Raw genomic sequence first — 17911 nt, 5'->3', positions numbered from 1 at the left:
CTTTTCTAGTATGGTTTCCGCAGGAAACTGCTGTCGAGCGGACACCGACGCCCCATGGTAGAGCCTCAGTTCGCTCCTAACCTACTTGACTTGTACGAAGCGAAATTGGCCTCGCGTCTCACCATACCTACTCCTGGCCCCTCTGCCAGCAGCCAGTATGGCTGGTTTCTGTACACAGTCTTAGTCGTTGAACACCGGAATGTAGGTAGCCTGGAAGTTGTTGCCGGCCTGGTTGTAGGCGGTAGCCAACTTCTGATTCTGAGTATTGTATACCGTAATAAAGCCGTTGAATTTATCGGCATCGGCCTTGGTGAAGCTGTCTTTGCGCTCCAATAGCTCTTTCATTTGGGCGGCTTGGTTGGCCGCAAAGCCGGCATAGAACTTCACCAGATTGCGTGCCGCGTCGCGGTACTGCGCATCCTTACCCCGGAAAGGAACAATAGCGGCCAGCTCGGTGGCAGCCGTTTTGGTGTCTTCCAGGAGTTGCAAACGGGCCTGCTCAAACGCGGCGGCGTTTTGAGAATTGAGCGCATCGGTGAGGCGGGCGTTGGCTTTTTCAATGCGGAACTGGGCCAAATACACCTTGTGCTGGTAGGCATTTACTTCCGATACCTGCCGCATGTAGGCCGCAAGGCGCTTGCCTTCAGGATCTTCCGAAATAGTCATGTTGTGGCGCCGGGCAAACCGATGCTGGGCCGCATCTACGGAGTCGTTCACTACTTGCAGCTTGGCTTCCGCAACTTCTTGCAGCTTGAAGTACTGCTCCATGTTTTCGATGGTAGCCGTGCGAGTGGCCGCCAGCATGTCCACGGCCTTGTAGTCCTCCGAGTATACTTTCAGCAGCTGATAAAGTGCCTCCGTGGTTTGCTCCTTAAACCCTTTGTCATCCTGAAAGGCGGGCATCTTGGCCACTTTGTTCAACGACAACTCGGTTTGCTTAATAAGATCCTGGCGCTTGGCATCAATCTTTTTCTCGTTGTCGGAGTGGGCCGATTTGCTGATGTAGCGCAGGTTTTTCTTGAGCATAGCCCGCTGCTCGCTCACAATAAAGTTGTTGTAGGCACCAGGGTCGGTAAAGGTCTGAGCCGAGGTAGTGGTAGCTAGCCCAGCTAGTAGACCAGCAGTAAGCAGAAGAGTAGAAATACGCATAGAATATGGTTAGGTGAAGACAATAAATTACTGAATGGTAAAGGTGACGGGCAGGGTAAAGTATACATCAACCGCTTCTCCATCCAGGCGGCCCGGTTTCCAGCCGCGCAGGCTATTCACCACGCGCAGGGCTTCGGCATCGAGTAGCGGTGCCACACTCCTAAGCACATGTGCATTGCTTACTTGCCCCTTCTTGTCAATGATGAAAGCAATCTGCACTTGGCCTGTCTGCTCTTGCTTTAGCGCAAGCTTGGGGTACTTAGTTGTGCTACCAATCGTCTGCAACAAGGCGTTCAGCCCGCCGGGATACTCCGGCATCAGCATATAGTCAACGTAAGCCAGTGGCTGCCCATCGGGGGCAAAGCACTCACCCGTGAGGCGCTGACCATGCTGGTAGTGTTCACGGCGGCGTACAGTGCCACTAGGATAATAAGTCAGCAACTCACCGTGGCGGCGGTTATCCACGTACTCCTCGCGCGCCTGCACCTGGCCCGAAGCAAACCAGCGGGTTTGGGTACCGTGCAGCTCCTGCTTTCGGAAGCTGCGGTAAGGTAACTGTTCTTGCAATTGTCCGGTAGGAAAGTAGCGCATTACCGTGCCGGCATCAGCTGCTGTGCGGATAGTATCAGTGCGCAAGTCAGGAGCTACTCTAAACCCCCCGTCGCTGTGGTTGCCCGGCTGGGCATTGAAAAACTCCGTCAGACTTTGAGCAGCGGCTACCCGCCCCCCCAGGAAAAAGGCCAAAACAAGGATGCGTCTCACAGAAAATAACGGATGGCGAGGCTATATGGAAACGAACCTTGCGCACTAGGAGCTTCCATCCACTACTGCACAGTGCCCGTTGTAAGTGGCTAACTAGACATTCAAAAATACTAACACCTATGTATAATCCAAGCATACAGTAGTGCCGCTGAGCATTGCCTTGCGGTATAGCAATACCCGCATCGGCGGCGTCTAGTAGCTACCCACTCTCTAATTGATAGCAAAAGTTATGGGAACTGTGAAGTGCACCGACACAGCTCGCCAGTTTTGGAACCCTGGCCGAAAGCGCACCGAACGCATGCTGCGTATCGCAGCAAGAGCGGCAGCATCTAGTTCGGGCGTCACCCCTGTCTCGATTCTAATATCGTCCACCAAGCCATCGGCGCCCACCACAAATTTCACAAATACCTTCCCTTGGTGTCTATTGCGCAGGGATACGGCCGGGTACTTCGTCCACCGACTAATATCCTTGAGCAATTGCTCCTGTCCGCCGGGGTACACGGGCATCTGCTCTGTGTAGGTATAGACTTCGGCCGGGGTATGTACGTAGCGCTGCGTAGGCTGCCCCTGCTGCGAGGAGCGGTGGCGAAGCAGCTCGCCGTTCCCGAAATACTCCCAGTGCTCAATCAGCCGAAGGCCCGCCAAAAAGGAAATTTCTGTGCGCGTGTGTTCCTGCCCCCAAGGCCAGTAGCGCACCCGACTTTGCTGTAGTTGGCCCCGCGAAGCGTCTGGTGCTTCAAGCTGCACTTGCCACAACCACTCCGGCCCAGCATCCAGCCGATACGTGCGCGTTTCTACCGTACCTCGTGGGCGGCGCACTTCCACCCGATACGCTGCCCCATCGGGGGTGGGCCAGCTTGCCCTGCGAGCGTCCAGGTAGCTTACCTCGGCATTATTGATAGAAAAAGGGGCCGAAGCACCCCCGGATTTCTCCGTTGCACTTCGGCCCCTTAACCAGGCAAACAGCTTATTCATATGTTAGACAGGCTACTTGAAAAGCTTACCCTTGCACGTAAACCCAAGCGCATAGTTTAAGCTAGTGCTTTGCTGATCAGCTCTTCTGCCTTGCCGATGGCCGCCCCAATACCTGCCACGTTCTTGCCGCCGGCCGTAGCGAAGAAAGGCTGACCGCCGCCACCGCCCTGAATTTCCTTGGCTAGTTCGCGCACCAAGGTCGAAGCGTTCAGCTTCCCTCCCTTGGCCAGCTCATCATCAAGCATTACTGCCAGCTGAGGCTTCCCGTCGATTTCAGCACCTAGTATCGCTACCAAGTTCGGTACTGCCTGACGCAGGTTGAAGGCCAGGGTTTTGAGGCCGTCGGCTGAAGTAGCCTGCACTTGGGCTGCTAGAAAGCTGACGCCACCTAGGGGCTTCACCTGGCCTACCAGCTGGTCTTTCTGCTGGTTGATGCTTTGCTGGGCAAACTGGTCAATCTGCTTACGCAGGCCGGCAATTTCCTCGGTTTGCTTTTCGATGCTGGGAATAAGGTGCTGGGGGTTACCCAGGGCCTCGCGTACCTGTACTAGCAAATCCAACTGCTGATTCACGAAGGCCTCGGCCGCCTCGGCCGTTACGGCCTCAATACGGCGCACACCAGCTCCTACCGCGCTTTCCGAGGTAATTTTGAAGAAGCCAATGTCGCCAGTGGTGCGCACGTGGGTGCCGCCGCAGAGCTCTACCGAGAACTCCCGATCGAAGGTGATAACGCGCACAAACTCACCGTACTTCTCGCCAAACAAGGCAGTAGCACCCAGCGCTTTGGCCTCATCAATGGGCACGTTGCGGCGCTCATCCAGCGGAATCTGCTGACGGATGCGCTGGTTCACAATGGTTTCTACCTGCCGCAGTTGGTCGTCCGTTACCTTAGTGAAGTGGCTGAAGTCAAAGCGCAGCAGCTTCTCATTTACCAACGAGCCTTTCTGCGCCACGTGCGGGCCGACTACCTCACGCAGAGCTGCTTGCAGCAAGTGCGTAGCGGTGTGGTTACGGCGAATCTGGTCACGGCGAGCGTGGTCAATCTCAGCCGTAAAGTCGGCCTCCAGGTCTTGAGGTAAATCTAGCAGGGTGTGCACGATAAGGTCGTTTTCCTTCTTCGTGTCAATCACGCGCACTTTCGACAAGCCCGATTCGAGGTAACCCGTATCGCCAATCTGGCCGCCCGATTCGGCGTAGAACGGCGTCTGGTCGAGCACCACTTGGTACTCGGTTTTGCCTTTGCGGTCGGTACGGCGGTAGCGCAGGATGCGGGCCGGGGCCTGCTCCTGGTCGTAGCCCACGAAGGCAGGCTGCTCCTCCGATGGCGTCACAATGGTCCAGTCGCTCTGCTCAGCCTCCTGGGCATTGCGGGAGCGGTTTTTCTGGGCTTCCAACTCTTTCTTGAAGCCCTCCTCGTCTACCGTTAGGCCTTTTTCGCGGGCAATGAGGGCGGTGAGGTCCAGCGGGAAACCGAACGTATCCGACAATTCGAAGGCCGTTTTTCCGTCGATGCGGCTGCCATTGGCTTTGGCCGTTTCTTCCAGCGCATCCAAGCGGCGCAGGCCGTTCTCCAAGGTTTTCAGGAAGGCAATTTCCTCTTCTTCAATTACGCGCTGCACAAACTGCTGCTGCTGCTTAAGTTCGGGGAAGATGCCAGCCATCTGATCGGCCAGTACGGGCACCAGCTTGTAAAGGAAGGGCTGCTTCTGGTTGAGCGAGGAGAAGGCGTAGCGCACGGCCCGGCGCAGAATACGACGAATCACGTAGCCAGCCTTCACATTGCTGGGTAGCTGCCCGTCGGCCACGGCGAAGGAGATGGTGCGGATATGGTCGGCAATTACGCGGATGGCAATGTCCGTTTTCTCGTTCTCCGTAGCAGGCTGGTCGTTTACGGTAGCCGGAGCGGTGCCGTGATACTGCAAACCAGCTTCTGCCGCAATAAACTTGATCAGGGGCTGGAACACGTCGGTGTCGTAGTTTGACTTCACGCCCGACACGGCCATCATCAGGCGCTCAAAGCCCATGCCCGTATCTACGTTCTGCGAAGGCAGCTTCAGCAGCGACTTATCGGCACGGCGCTCAAACTCCATGAACACGTTGTTCCAGATTTCAACTACCTGGGGGTGGTCGGCATTTACCAACTCACGACCCGATTTCTGAGCCAGCTCAGCTTCGTCGCGCAAGTCGATGTGAATTTCGGTGCAGGGGCCACAGGGGCCCGTATCGCCCATTTCCCAGAAGTTATCCTTTTTATTACCGGGCAGGATGCGTTCTTCGGCCACGTACTGGCGCCACAGCTCCTGGGTCTCCGTGTCAGGGCCCAAGCCGTCGCCTTGGTCGCCCTCAAAGTACGTCACGTAGAGCCGGTCTTTGGGCAGCTTATACACGTCGGTGAGCAGCTCCCAGGCCCAGGCAATGGCGTCCTTCTTGAAGTAGTCCCCAAACGACCAGTTGCCGAGCATTTCGAACATGGTGTGGTGGTAGGTATCGTAGCCTACTTCTTCCAGGTCGTTGTGCTTGCCCGACACGCGCAAGCACTTCTGCGTGTCGGCAATGCGCTTAAAGGGGGCGGGCTTGTTACCGAGGAAGTAATCCTTGAACGGGGCCATGCCCGAGTTAATGAACAGCAGCGTGGGGTCGTCCTTCACCACAATGGGTGCCGAGGGTACGATGTGGTGACCTTTGGAGGCAAAGAAATCCAGGAACTGCTGGCGGACGTGACTGGCGGTGGGCAGTGACATAAAACAGGGATAACGCGCAGCTAGGCTGTGCGGACTCGTGAGGTTCGTGAACAAGGCCGCCGGAAATTGGCGGCCGCCGGTATTTTGGCTATTTTTCGCAATTAAAGCTACTTGTGCCAGTGGCAAAGGTAGCCTACTAACCCGGAAAGCGAAACCCATGTAGGTGCCGCCTACTTTTGACTGTTCTGCTGAGCTTAGCAAACCATCTTTACTCCCGGCTAAGTCCCCTACCATTTGCTCAACGTAGTGGGCGAGATGCTTCGCCTCCGCTCAGCCAGACAACGATTTTTAATTCTCCTGACCTATGCCTTACAAAGAGCGCGATATTGAGAAGCAGTACTTCACCATTGGCGAGGTAGCCGCCCAGTTCAGCGTGGCCCCGTCGCTGATTCGCTTTTGGGAAACGGAGTTTGAGGAACTGCGCCCCCGCAAGAGCAAGAAGGGAAACCGCCTCTACACGCCCCAGGATATCGACATTTTCCGCACCATCTACCACCTGGTAAAGGAGCGCGGCTATACTATTCCCGGCGCCCGCGACATGCTCAAGCAGAAGGGTCCTCAGTTGAAAGAAAAGATTGACGTGATTCAGAGCCTAGAGAAAATCCGCAAGTTCATGGTGACCATGAAGAAGGAGCTGGACGCTATTGGCAAGGCGCAAGGTTAATGGGAACTCCGACCAGCTTTCATGCTGCGAATACGCCTAGTGATACGCCAGGCGTCGGGCTAACCATGTTTCTATTTACTGTTCCGGCAGATGCATTTCTCATCATCATAGCCAGCTTGCTGAGCGCCATTCATCAACATCCGGATTCCGTTGAAACGGATGCTGTTTACGGCAGATGGGTTACGTTTTATTTGGCCTTATTTCTTCTAATTGTATTATGGGTTTGCGCTAAACTGAGGAGCCGTTGCCCACCCTATCGTTTCAAAGGACTAGTAACTGGCATTATTCCACTGCTGGCACTAGAAGTCTATTTTATATACTTGATATATAGTTAATGTTCGACGACACTCTCCTCCACGAAGTCGCCCTCACGCTTTTCCCCAACATCGGGCCGCAACTCACGCGGCAACTGATGAGCTACGGGGGCTCGGCCAAGAACGTGCTGCACCTGCCGCCGGGCAAGTTGCGCAAGATTCCGGGGGTAGGTCCGGCCACGGTAGCTATCCTGACCGGGGCTGAGCGCACCGCCGCCCTGAAGCAAGCCGAAGGCTCCCTACGCAAGGCTGAGCAGGAAGGCATGCAGTTGCTATTTTACACCAGCAAGCAGTTTCCTACGCGCCTTAAGCAGCTACCCGATGCTCCGGTGCTGCTCTACTACCAAGGTACCGCCGACTTAAACCATCCTAAAACAGTGGCCATTGTGGGCACGCGCCAAGCCACCGACTATGGTCGCGAGCAGACAGAGAAATTAGTAAAAGGGGTTGCCTCCCACCGTCCCCTAATTATTAGTGGCCTGGCCTACGGCATTGATATTGCTGCTCACCGGGCTGCTCTGCAAGAGGGCCTGGAAACGATTGGCGTGATGGCGACTGGTCTGGATAAGCTTTACCCACCGACGCACCGCAAAACGGCCGAGAAAATGCTCAGCCAGGGCGGCCTGCTCACAGAATTTCCCTTCGGCACCCAACCCGATAAGTACAACTTTCCCGCCCGAAATCGAATTATTGCGGGCTTAGCTGATGGCACCGTGGTCATAGAAGCGGCGAAGAAAGGCGGAGCCCTCATTACCGCCGACTTAGCCCAGGGATACGATCGGGATGTGCTAGCTGTGCCTGGGCCCTTAGGTTCGCCAGCGTCAGAGGGCTGCCACGAGCTTATCAAGACAAACCGCGCGGCACTTTACTCGCAGCCCCAGGACCTGGAAGAACTGCTTAACTGGGATGCCGCCCTGCACTTCAACGGGAAGTTCAAGGCTCCTACCGCCTACGATGCCTCCGACTTTACCACGGAGGAGTTTCAGTTGGTTGCGGTGCTGCAAACCAGTCCCAACCGGGAGGAGCACCTCGACAACCTGGCGTGGAAGGCCCAGTTACCCATTCATACGGCAACGTCCCTGCTGCTGGGCCTGGAATTTCGCAGCGTGGTGAAGGCGCTACCGGGCAAGCGGTTTGGCTTGTTGTAACTTTGCCGGCGTAAGCACGCGGTAAGGAGCGCATCTGGCTACTAGTGGCGCGGCAAGCTTACTCTTTACTTTACTCCGCATCCGGTGCTACTCTACAACGGCCAGCTCCTCTCTAGCGAGAGCTTTACCTTTTCCTTACCCAACCGAGGGCTGTTTTTCAACGATGGGTTCTTTGAAACCATGGTGTGGGCCCATGGAAGCATTCTGTACTTGCCCCACCACCTGCACCGGCTGCACCGGGCAGCGGCGGCGCTGCACTTCGCCTTGCCCCCGGCCCTAGTCACGGCCGACGCCTTACTAGCTACCCTACAGCCGCTAGCCGATACCTTTGCGCAGATGCCATGTCGGCTGCGCTTGCAACTGTGGCGCCAAGGCGGGGGCCTCTACACGCCTACTACCTCGGCCTGCGAATGGCTAGTGACCGGCCAGCCATTTACGCCGCTGGAAACCCAGGTGGAGCGCGCTGCATTTGCCGAAAAAGTAAGCACGCAGCCTTCCCCGGTGTCCTTCTGCAAAGGACCTAATGCCCTTACCTACGTACTAGCGGCTCAAGAGCGGGCCCAGCGCAACCTAGACGACGTGGTACTACTTTCTCCCGCCGGGTACGTGGCAGAAACCGTGTCGGCGGCGGTAGGGTGGCTACGCGAGCACGTAATTTACGTGCCAGCCGCAGCAACGGGCTGCGTGGCGGGGGTGCGTCTAGCTCACCTCCGTACCATTGCTTTGGCTCTTGGCTTTGGCTGGCAAGAAGGCCTCTACCTTCCCGCCGACCTACTAGCCGCTGAAGCTGTCTTTACGGCCAATATTGCCGGGCTGCGGCCCGTGCAGCAGCTCGGAGACACCCTATTTTCTTCAAACGCCCATGTGGGATTGCACCATCTTCGACTAGCAGACAGGCATGCTACCCCAAACTACTGAAGCAACGTTCGTTGGCGACTAGCCAAACCCGCAATGCCCGGCGGAACCCGACAGCGCATGCGTAGCCAGCTGGCGTGAAATTCGTAAATATCAGCCTCGGTTATTTCATTAAGCCGAAGCACCTCTTCTCGGCTACTACGGCCGGTTTCCAAGGCATACAAAGCAACCCAAGTCCGGTGTTCCCGGCTTAGTTGAGAATTACATACAGACATACAAGTGGTCAGCATCGGGCAAAGGGACGCTGCCATCTACGAAAGATAGTATGTAATTGGATTTTTTTCCTTTGATTTTACTTTTCCGTGAAATATTCTTTTTCCGTGGCTATGCGCTTACTGTCCAGGTGCGGTACCGCATGCGTAGCCAGCTTGGCATGTACTCTGCTATATCTGCCTCTGTAACATCATTTTGCAACAATATTTCTATTCGCTCCTCTTGGTTGGCTTCCAAAGAATACAAAGCAACCCAAGTTCGTTGCCGACAACTTAAAGTTGAGGCAGCAGGCGGGTTGGGAGAATGTGATGACGTAGAGTTCATGTTCATGCCAGCACATACGACCAAACCAATATCACTGGATTTTTCTTTGATTAATTTTCCTTATTGTTCAGATTAATATCCTCACTACCAGCATTAATAGCATAATTCCTATTTAGCCTTCGCTTACTACCATACTCCGTCTTCCATGCACTAGTTTGTCCTATGCAGAATGAGTTACCTAAGTAGGTAGCTGGCTTCTTTCTCTACTTATTCTTCTACCGCTGCTTCCGTATGTCGCTCACGCTTACACAGGATGCGGCGAACCTTCTAGCCTACGTTTCGGGTTCACTGCATCCTGTATAAGTATGCTTATAAGAAGACGTGTGCTGCCACTCTTCCTGCAATTACACTGCTACTGGTGCCTTAATAACGGGCCAAGGGTCGTAGTTCTCCAGACGGAAGTCCTCGTACTGGAAGCTGAAGATGTCCTGCACAACAGGATTTAAGTGCATTTGGGGTAAAGGCCGCGGCTCCCGCGTGAGTTGGAGGCGGGCTTGCTCCAGGTGATTGCTATACAGGTGGGTGTCGCCGCCGGTCCAAATGAATTCGCCGGGCTGTAGGCCTACCACCTGGGCCATCATGAGCGTGAGCAGGGCGTAGGAGGCTATATTAAAAGGAACCCCAAGAAATACGTCGGCGGAGCGCTGGTAGAGTTGACAGGAAAGTCGGCCGTCGGCCACGTAGAACTGGAACAGGGCGTGGCAAGGCGTCAGGCGCATGAGAGGCAAGTCGGCCACGTTCCAGGCTGATACCACCATACGCCGCGAATCGGGCTGGGTGCGCAGCAAATGAACCATCTGGGCAATCTGGTCGATGCTCTGGCCGTCGGGAGTCTGCCAGCTGCGCCACTGCTTGCCGTAGATGGGTCCTAGCTCCCCCTGGGCGTCGGCCCACTCCCGCCAGATGGTCACGCCCACTTCTTCCAGCGAGTTGTTGCTAGTATCGCCGCGCAAAAACCAGAGCAACTCGTGAATGATGCTGCGCAGGTGCACTTTCTTAGTCGTCACCAGCGGAAATCCTTCCTGCAAGTTGAAACGCATCTGGTAGCCGAACACCGAGAGCGTACCCGTACCAGTACGGTCAGTTTTCTGGGTACCGTGGTCGAGGATGTGCTGCAGGAGGGTGTGGTACTGATGCATGGGAGTAATAGTCGAGATGAAAGCGCAAAAGTAACGGAAAGTTACCCTTGCCTCCGTCACTACCCACACGTCGTCGGCTAGTTTGCCTTTACTTCTGTCAGTTCAAGATAGTAGTATTTCTGCCCTCCTATTTGTGGCTTGGCCTTTCCAGTGTACTCCCGGTAGGTACCACTAAACTGTACCCGCACTCCCTCCTGCTGCAAGTTTTTCGGCAATTCACATACAATTCCTATATCGACTGCATCAATAGTACCAGGTACGTAGCGTGAAATAGCAAAGCGCTGCTCCGTTTGGTTGAATTGTATAATACCCGCTAGGTCGGTTACTTTTCTGACCGTAGACGTAGAGGCACACACTGAATTATCGTCGCGAATAGTATCCTTTTGGCAGCTAGTAAAGCTCAAGAGCAGCAAGCCCGCAAAGAATCTGGTTTTCATACTGAATTCGATAAAGAAAGCACCTTAGTATATAGCCATCGATACTTGTCCCGCTTGAAAAGTTGCATCTGTCAGTCCATCACAAACAAGCCAGGGCTTTAACTAGCGTAGAGCCCTGGCTTGTTTGTGATGGACTGCTTGCTTATGCTACGGGAGTTTCCAGCGGCTTGGCTTCATGCCGCTGGACGGCGGCTCTGATGCGGGAAGCCAAGCCGTACAAGTCATCTAGGGAACTGATATCTACTCGCTCACCGCCTTCTGTATCAAACAGCGTAACGTATTTTTTATTAGTGTTGAAATGTAGTCGGCAAATCGGCTTTCTATTATTATCATCTAATAGGATACCACAGTAGGACTGTACATCGCGCATTACTACTCGGTTTACGGCCACGGTTTTGCGCAGAATGGCGCGCACAATCATAAACCCTTCGGTTTCTTCTACAGTAGTTTCAATTCCTTTATCCGTAGGTTCTGGAGTAGAAACCGTGCTAGCTGGCTCAACAATAGGCGCTACTGGTATCTCAGCGGCTAATAAGCTCTGCCCAGTCGTGTCAACCATTGCTGACCTTAGCCGCATGGTAATTTTATCGTTGAGAAACTGGTGAAAAGAACGATGTACTAAGATGCTAAACTGCTCTTTCAGCTTCGGCGTCAATACTCCATCGTAAATCTGCTTCGACACAAAGTGAATAAAATCGGCAGATGGCTGCGTGAACTGCTCGTCAAAATACTTCTTGAAGGCACGCATGTACTTCAAGTTATAAGCCGCAAAAAGCATGTCTTCAATATTGAAGGAACCCTTGCTCAGCTTTTTGATTTCTGCAACGTCATTTTCTTGGAAGTTGAATAAATCGAACTCCATAAAAGGACGCTCGTCCATTTTATTAGGCTGTTCTAGATCAGTAAAGAGTCGGTAGGAAACGCCATTGGTTAGGATAGCAATTCGGGCTTCTGTCACATGGAAGTAACGGAATAGCTGACTAGCATTATTAATAGTCAAGTCCCCACCTACATGTTTGCACTCAAACAGAATAATAGGTTTACCATCCCTCATAATTGCATAATCTATCTTCTCTCCCTTCTTGGTACCAATGTCACAAATAAACTCTGGCACTACCTCGGTTGGGTCGAATACGTTGTATCCTAGTGCATTAATGAAGGGCATAACTAATGCATTCTTAGTTGCCTCTTCTGTTTGAATATGAGTGATTTGCTTTTGCGCCCTAGAGGCAAGATTGGTAAGTTGATCGATAAGCTCCATGTCACTAATCAAGTAGTATACAATTCTTCAAGGCATATTTATGTCCTTACTATCAAGAGGCCCCAACTTTCAGAAGTTGAGGCCTCTTGATAGCACACAAGGTAGCGCCGTCTTACAGTGACTTTACGGGTTCCTTGGCTGGGGCTGGCGTAACGGCAGCCGTTTTGGCGCCTTTCTTCATGCAGCAGGAGCTACCCATGGCTGTTTTCTGTGCCTCAGAGCATTCCATTTTGGCCGTTCCTTTTTTGCTCTTCTTGGTGTCTTTGTCGCCGTGAGCAGCGGCACTACCAACGAAGGCGAACAGGGCGAGGGCAAGCAAAGCGTTTTTCATACGATAAGTACAAGTGAGGGAGGAAAGAAACAAAAGTGAGAAAATGACGGTTGGCTTGGCAGTACGTGCCTGCTAGGTAGCCGCTGGTTCTAAGCTACTATTTCCGGCGCGAAGCACCAACTTGCCTTTCCCACTACCAACTCCTCCGCCCTGCTGGCGTCGGTCCTACCCAGGCCGCCTTGCACGGCAGGCCCCGTTTCTGTTAGCAGCGTCCGTTCCGCTCTATGCCTCTTCGCAAACTCGCTCATCTTATCCTCCTCGCCCTTGGTATTCTGACGGGGTTAGCCATATTTTTTGTGGCGCAGTTACGTTTCAATTACAACTTCAACGATTTCTATCCCGCCGGGGACCCCGACTTGGATTACTACCAGCAGTATTCCGGCCGCTTCGGCAACGACAACGACTACGTGCTGCTGGGCCTGGAAGCTCCGGCCGGCCAGACGGTCTTCGAGCCCCAGTTTCTCACGCGGGTTGATTCGCTCACGCGCTTTATTCAGCGGCGCCGCCACGTGGTGCACGTCACGTCGCCAACCAACGCGACCAACCCGGTAGTGGAAGGACTAGGCGTATTCAATGTACCCTACCTGCACCCGCAAGAGCCTGCTCGACGCGCCCAGGACTCGGCGCTGGTATTCCGCACGCCGGGCCTCGTGGGCAACCTGATTTCCCGGGATGCGCGGGCCATTACGATCCTGTTCCAGACTTCGCCCAACCTGAGCAAGCCCCCCGGCGACTCCCTACTGGCCGCCGTGCGTGGGGAGCTGCAACGCCAAAATTTTCCCGAGAGCGAATACCATATGGCCGGCAAAATGGTGGCCCAGTCAGTGTTCGTGGATCGGCTACAGATGGAATTGATGGTGTTTATGAGCCTCTCGGTGGTACTGGTAACGGGGCTCCTATGGCTTACCTTCCGAACGTGGTGGGGAGTAGTGCTGCCGCTGGTGGTAGTGCTAGGCTCCATCCTGTGGGGCCTGGGCGTGATGTCGGCTTTTGGCGTCAGTATAGATTTGATGACGGCCCTGCTGCCGGTGATGCTGTTCGTGGTGGGCATGTCAGATACCATTCACATCATCACGCGCTACGTCACAGAGTTGGGCTACGGGGCCAGCAAGAAGGATTCTCTGCTGATTGCGCTTAAGGAATCCGGCTTTGGCTCGGGGCTTTCGGCCCTTACAACCAGCATCGGCTTCTTTACTTTAATGACCAGCACCATTCGGCCGATTTATAACTTCGGGCTGTTTACGGGCATTGCGGTGCTGCTCACCTTTGTGCTGTCGTTTACGCTGCTGCCGGCCATGCTGGTACTGCTGCGAAAGCCGCAGCTGCGGGTGCCGCGCGCGGAGGGCCACAGCTGGGACGGCGTGCTAGGGCGCCTATTTCGCACGGTACTGGGCCGGCGCCACTGGGTAGTAGCCATCAGCGCCTTAGTACTGGTGCTGTCGGTGGCCTCGGCTTCGCGCATTCGTATCAACTCGGCGCTGCTTGACGACCTCTCGCAGAACGACCCAGTAAAGCTAGATTTCAAGTTCTTCGAACGGCAGTTTGCTGGCGTACGCCCCTTCGAGCTGAACCTGAAGCCCGCCCCCGGCGGCAGTATATACGACTTAGCAGTGCTGCGCGAAACGGAGCAAATAGAAGGCTACTTGCAAAAGGAATATGGTTTGAACTTCGTGGCCTCGCCCGTCACTATTATTAAGTCGCTGCGCAAGGCCCTAAATGGGGGGCTGCTGGCAGAATACCGCCTGCCCGACTCGGAGGCGGAGCTGGCGCGCCTGACGCGCAAGGTGAAGCTGTTCCGGAAGAAGGCAGAGTTTCGGGCCCTGGCCCTGCCCGATGGCTCGGAAGGTCGCCTTACCGGCCGCATGCCCGATGTAGGAAGCATCCGGGCAGGCCAGCTCAACGCGGGCCTGCACCGCTTCCTGCGCACCCAGGTTGATAGTACCGTGCTGCAAACTCGCCTCACCGGCTCGGCCAACCTCATCGACAAAAACAATGAAAACCTCACCCTGAATATGATTACGGGGATGAGTATCGACATTGTGATGGTCACGCTCATTGTGCTGCTCCTGTTCCGCTCGGTGCGCATGACGCTGGTAGTGCTGGTGCCTAACCTGGTGCCCATCCTGATTGTGGCCGGCGTGATGGGGGCCGCGGGCGTGAGCATGAAGGTGAGCACCAGCATCATCTTCACCATTGCCTTCGGCATTGCCGTCGATGATACTATTCACTTTATCAGTAAGCTCAAGCTGGTGCTACTCAACGAGCCTAGCCTGTTTAAGGCGGTGCGCAAAACCTACCTGATGGCCGGGAAAGCAGTTATTGTTACTTCCCTGATTTTGGTGGGGGGGTTCTCTACCCTAATTTTCTCTTCCTTCGACGGCACGTTCTATGTGGGCTTGCTCATTGGCCTGACCCTGCTCTTCGGGGTAGTGGCCGAGCTGACGTTGCTACCCATTCTCATCCTGGCGTTCTACCGCCACAAGCCCAAAGAGATCCGCCAGCCCGTGCCCGCTCTGGGGGGCTAGCCCTGGGGGCCAGATACCAGCAACCGGATTAAACGCCCCCAGGCTGCACTCCCGCAGCCTGGGGGGCGTTTCGTTTTAGGGTCTGGCAACCGGTTATCCTATGGCTGCATTACTGTAAGGCCAACGGGTGCCCGCAGCGGGCCTTCGTCGTATAAGTTGATGTACAGCAGCATGGGCTTGTCATTACCAGCCCAGGTAATTTCGTAGGCATCCAGCATGCCCATTCCCTCAAGCAGGCCCTTGGGCGTTTTGAAGGGGCAGCAACTGCCGCGGCGATGGTAGCTGATTTCCTCGCCCTTGGGGCCACGTAAGGCATTGAGGTAGCGCTGCTGGTTGCGGACCCCGTTGGAGGTAGTGCCACCCACGCACACCGGGTTCTTCTGGGTTACCCCGTAGGTAGCGTCGGTACTGATTCCTACCACGAAGAAGGGCTCCACGGTGCGGCGGGCATTGTCGTAGTAGCTCTGGGGCACATTGTTGGAACCGGTAATAGCAGGCGCGGCATCGGTACCAGTGGAGCGACTGGCCGTTTTAGAAGTGGCGCAAGCGGCCAGGGCAAGGCCGGCAGATAGTTGAAGTAGGTATAGATAACGTTTCATAGCTGCGAGATACTGAAAAATTGTAATTTACCGTACTGGTTCCTGCTATCAACTTTTTTCGCTAGCTTCCTGGCAGCCCCGTCAGCTGCAAACGCATGGTTTGCGCTGTTCCGCATCCTACCCGGTGAGTAGCAACGACACCATATTTCCCTGGGCCGGCACTGCTATTCGTCATTCTACCATTTCATGCTACTATCATTGCTATGCTACGTCCCGTTTCTGTGCTTTTCCTAGCGGCGCTAGGGCTGCTGTCTTCCTGCGCGGTGGGGCTTTTGGAGCCAGTTACGCCGCCTCAATTTGCGGCAGGCGGTACCGCCCTACCCGTACTAGGCATGACGCCCTTGGTACCAGGGCAGCGAATTTCGTTTGGGGAATTTCAGCTGGGCAAAGTGCAGCGGGGCTGGACGTCAACGCGCTACTACCCGGCTGGCGTAGCAGGGCCAGGGGCCACCGGCTCGGAGGTGTTGGATGTGCTCACGTTTCCGGCGGCCGAAGTCTTCCGCAATTCCAGCAGCAAGCTGCAATTCAGCCTGCAAGCCGGCCCACGCCGGGCCGATGTGTACTGCGTTGACCGCGTAACCAGCCGCGAGCTGTCTAGCATTACTCCGCTGTTGGGTGGGCCGCTGCGTATTACCAGGGACTGGAAGAATACATTTAGCGGGTTTATCATTGGCCCGGAGGTAGACGCAGTGAAGGTGTGGAACGTGCTGCTGGCCTCCTCCGATATGCCCGACTACCGCACCGATCCTTCCCCCGTGGTGGGGGTAGTCGGCCGCGGCGACTCGGTACTGCTGCAGGTGCGCGCCGTGGTGCGCCACACCATACGCCATCCCAAAACCAATCAGGAGGTTGCCTTACCCGTGCCCATGCCCATTGGCTACGAGATAGTGCTAGAGCAGCAACCCATCGGCTTTGTTGATTTTCAGATGCCCCAGCCGCGCATTTGGCTACGTAACAACCTCCCCGCCGAGGTGCGCTTTCTCACGGCCAACACGGCGGCCACCGTTATGCTATGGGGCCGCACCAGCAGAATGTAGCGGCCCACTTCAAGCAGCTTGGCACGCCAAGTTCGGCCCGGGATATATCCCTGGGCCAAACTTCGTCGTTTCTTTGCATCTATGAAGCACCGCTCGTTCCTTGCCCCTCTCTTATTCCTCCCCACCTTGCTGCTGGCCCAAGCCCCGGCTACTACTCCACCCGACGACCCGCTGCCGCGCCTGATTCAGGAGCGCCAGCAACTGGTGCAGAACTATGAGGCCGCCAATGCCCAGCGCAATGCGTTTCTGGCTGATAAGCCCAGCAAGAAAGACTTACAGGAAGTGGTAGATGCCTTAAAGGGCATCATTCGCAAAGACACCGAAATTGTGCGGGCTGTGCAGGCCGCTACTCTGCGCCGCACCGCTGCCGTAGTAGCCGAAAATCAGCAAGCCAAGCAGCAAGTCACGGTAGCCCAAGCCGACCAGAGCAGCACCCGCCAGCGTTTCTACGATCTGGAAAACCAAATCCAGAACCTGCAGCTCCGCGACAAGCAGCGCGAAAAGAAGCTCCTGGATCTGCAAGCAACTGCCGACGAAGCCACCCAGGCCCGCACCAGCCGCGAAATGCTGGTAGCCGGTTTGGCCATATTGTGCGCGGGCTTGCTGTTTTACGTGCTGAAGCTGCGCAGCCGCCTAGCCACTCCCGTTCGGCGCCGGAAGTAGGGCGGTACGCCTAGCTCGGCCTCCGCAAGCACACCCAGCTACAGGGCCCCTTGTTGCAGCAAAGAGCCCACCCGATAAGCGTATTAGTCACTCAGCTAAGCACGCTGACGGGGTTAGTAGCTGATGATACTCCCTATAAATAGACTCAATTCGGCAGTACCAGGAAAGGAAACTTAGGCCCTAGTTGTGACGTCGTGTAGGCTCAACTGTTTCGGCCAACCAGCGTCGTTCAACTGGTGCTTATGGTGCCATAGAAGGCCGGCAGCCTAAGTAGAAAATGAATGACTAGGGCTTTTTCCTACCAAATTGTGACGGCCGTCACCCAGTATGCTCATTCCTGCGGCTCAGTACCTGACGTATGCCGAAGCGGTAGCGCTGTATTCCCGACTGCACGAAGCTGAAATAGATGCCCTGGTAAAAACCTGTGGGCCGCCCACATTTCCCTTCGGCGACGGCATGTACTACCAGCTGCTAATTGAAGAGGCCAACATTCCCGCTGCGCAACCCGTCCTGGATGCTTATGCGGAGCAGCGGGCTACGCTGGCGGTTCCGCGCTGCCCCCGCTGCGCTACCCCCAACCCCACAGCAGTAGCGCGGCCGACGTGGTGGAAACGTCTCCTCTATGCGGGCACTACCCTCCACCAATGTGGCACCTGCGGCGCGGAATTTCCCCTCTGACTTACTACTTTGCTCCGGTATCTGGCTCGCCATTAT

General features: G+C 55.3%; 17 protein-coding genes. 8 read left to right on the top strand and 9 right to left on the bottom strand.

Annotated features, from left to right (window positions below; translation table 11 throughout):
- Window positions 1-180 precede the first annotated feature (180 nt).
- The 4 genes from CHB83_RS00535 to alaS form a co-directional block, all read right to left on the bottom strand.
- Window positions 181-1149 (bottom strand): LIC11966 family surface protein, encoded by a 969-nt coding sequence (locus tag CHB83_RS00535; RefSeq protein ID WP_089331313.1) that lies wholly within the window; start codon window positions 1147-1149, stop codon window positions 181-183.
- 27 nt (window positions 1150-1176) lie between these two features.
- Complete coding sequence (locus CHB83_RS00530; RefSeq protein WP_143436947.1) at window positions 1177-1911, bottom strand: energy transducer TonB; 735 nt, start codon at window positions 1909-1911, stop codon at window positions 1177-1179.
- Window positions 1912-2121: 210 nt separating this feature from the next.
- Window positions 2122-2886 (bottom strand): energy transducer TonB, encoded by a 765-nt coding sequence (locus tag CHB83_RS00525; protein WP_052695139.1) that lies wholly within the window; start codon window positions 2884-2886, stop codon window positions 2122-2124.
- Between the two features lie 56 nt (window positions 2887-2942).
- A complete protein-coding gene (alaS, locus tag CHB83_RS00520) occupies window positions 2943-5627 on the bottom strand; it encodes an alanine--tRNA ligase (RefSeq protein ID WP_089331730.1) in 2685 nt (894 codons plus the stop codon).
- A 304-nt stretch (window positions 5628-5931) separates the two neighbouring features.
- Here alaS and CHB83_RS00515 point away from each other — a divergent pair, with 304 nt between their 5' ends.
- From CHB83_RS00515 to CHB83_RS23430, 4 genes are all read left to right on the top strand, one after another.
- Window positions 5932-6291 (top strand): MerR family transcriptional regulator, encoded by a 360-nt coding sequence (locus CHB83_RS00515; RefSeq protein WP_045688123.1) that lies wholly within the window; start codon window positions 5932-5934, stop codon window positions 6289-6291.
- A 334-nt stretch (window positions 6292-6625) separates the two neighbouring features.
- Entirely contained in the window at window positions 6626-7753 is a 1128-nt protein-coding gene (dprA, locus tag CHB83_RS00510; protein ID WP_089331312.1) for a DNA-processing protein DprA, read from the top strand.
- Between the two features lie 84 nt (window positions 7754-7837).
- Complete coding sequence (locus tag CHB83_RS00505) at window positions 7838-8671, top strand: aminotransferase class IV (RefSeq protein WP_089331311.1); 834 nt, start codon at window positions 7838-7840, stop codon at window positions 8669-8671.
- A gap of 283 nt (window positions 8672-8954) precedes the next feature.
- A complete protein-coding gene (locus CHB83_RS23430; protein ID WP_143436946.1) occupies window positions 8955-9281 on the top strand; it encodes a hypothetical protein in 327 nt (108 codons plus the stop codon).
- A gap of 268 nt (window positions 9282-9549) precedes the next feature.
- On the opposite strand, the gene CHB83_RS00500 is transcribed toward CHB83_RS23430, so the two are convergent.
- From CHB83_RS00500 to CHB83_RS00485, 4 genes are all read right to left on the bottom strand, one after another.
- Window positions 9550-10344 carry a thymidylate synthase gene (locus CHB83_RS00500; RefSeq protein ID WP_045688120.1) on the bottom strand — a complete coding sequence of 265 codons (795 nt, stop codon included), beginning with the start codon at window positions 10342-10344 and terminating at the stop codon, window positions 9550-9552.
- A 77-nt stretch (window positions 10345-10421) separates the two neighbouring features.
- Complete coding sequence (locus CHB83_RS00495) at window positions 10422-10781, bottom strand: hypothetical protein (RefSeq protein WP_045688119.1); 360 nt, start codon at window positions 10779-10781, stop codon at window positions 10422-10424.
- A gap of 142 nt (window positions 10782-10923) precedes the next feature.
- Entirely contained in the window at window positions 10924-12042 is a 1119-nt protein-coding gene (locus tag CHB83_RS00490) for a type I restriction endonuclease (RefSeq protein ID WP_089331310.1), read from the bottom strand.
- A gap of 112 nt (window positions 12043-12154) precedes the next feature.
- Entirely contained in the window at window positions 12155-12373 is a 219-nt protein-coding gene (locus CHB83_RS00485) for a hypothetical protein (protein WP_045688118.1), read from the bottom strand.
- 224 nt (window positions 12374-12597) lie between these two features.
- Here CHB83_RS00485 and CHB83_RS00480 point away from each other — a divergent pair, with 224 nt between their 5' ends.
- Window positions 12598-14898, top strand: coding sequence for an efflux RND transporter permease subunit (locus tag CHB83_RS00480; RefSeq protein ID WP_089331309.1), 2301 nt, complete (start codon window positions 12598-12600; stop codon window positions 14896-14898).
- Window positions 14899-14996: 98 nt separating this feature from the next.
- Here CHB83_RS00480 and CHB83_RS00475 read toward each other — a convergent pair whose 3' ends face one another.
- A complete protein-coding gene (locus CHB83_RS00475) occupies window positions 14997-15497 on the bottom strand; it encodes a hypothetical protein (RefSeq protein WP_089331308.1) in 501 nt (166 codons plus the stop codon).
- 203 nt (window positions 15498-15700) lie between these two features.
- Here CHB83_RS00475 and CHB83_RS00470 point away from each other — a divergent pair, with 203 nt between their 5' ends.
- The 3 genes from CHB83_RS00470 to CHB83_RS00460 all read left to right on the top strand — a co-directional run bounded on the left by CHB83_RS00470 (window position 15701) and on the right by CHB83_RS00460 (window position 17875).
- Window positions 15701-16534: a hypothetical protein gene (locus CHB83_RS00470; RefSeq protein WP_045688117.1), complete on the top strand. Its 834-nt coding sequence runs from the start codon at window positions 15701-15703 to the stop codon at window positions 16532-16534.
- 81 nt (window positions 16535-16615) lie between these two features.
- Entirely contained in the window at window positions 16616-17197 is a 582-nt protein-coding gene (locus CHB83_RS00465) for a hypothetical protein (RefSeq protein WP_089331307.1), read from the top strand.
- 327 nt (window positions 17198-17524) lie between these two features.
- Window positions 17525-17875, top strand: a complete 351-nt coding sequence (locus tag CHB83_RS00460; RefSeq protein ID WP_045688115.1) for a hypothetical protein — start codon at window positions 17525-17527, stop codon at window positions 17873-17875.
- Window positions 17876-17911: the final 36 nt, after the last annotated feature.

It is taken from the genome of Hymenobacter mucosus, from assembly GCF_900188255.1.
Taxonomy (GTDB): Bacteria; Bacteroidota; Bacteroidia; order Cytophagales; family Hymenobacteraceae; genus Hymenobacter; species Hymenobacter mucosus.
Note: the sequence above shows the minus strand (reverse complement) of the source record. Positions and strands in the feature narration are given on the sequence as shown.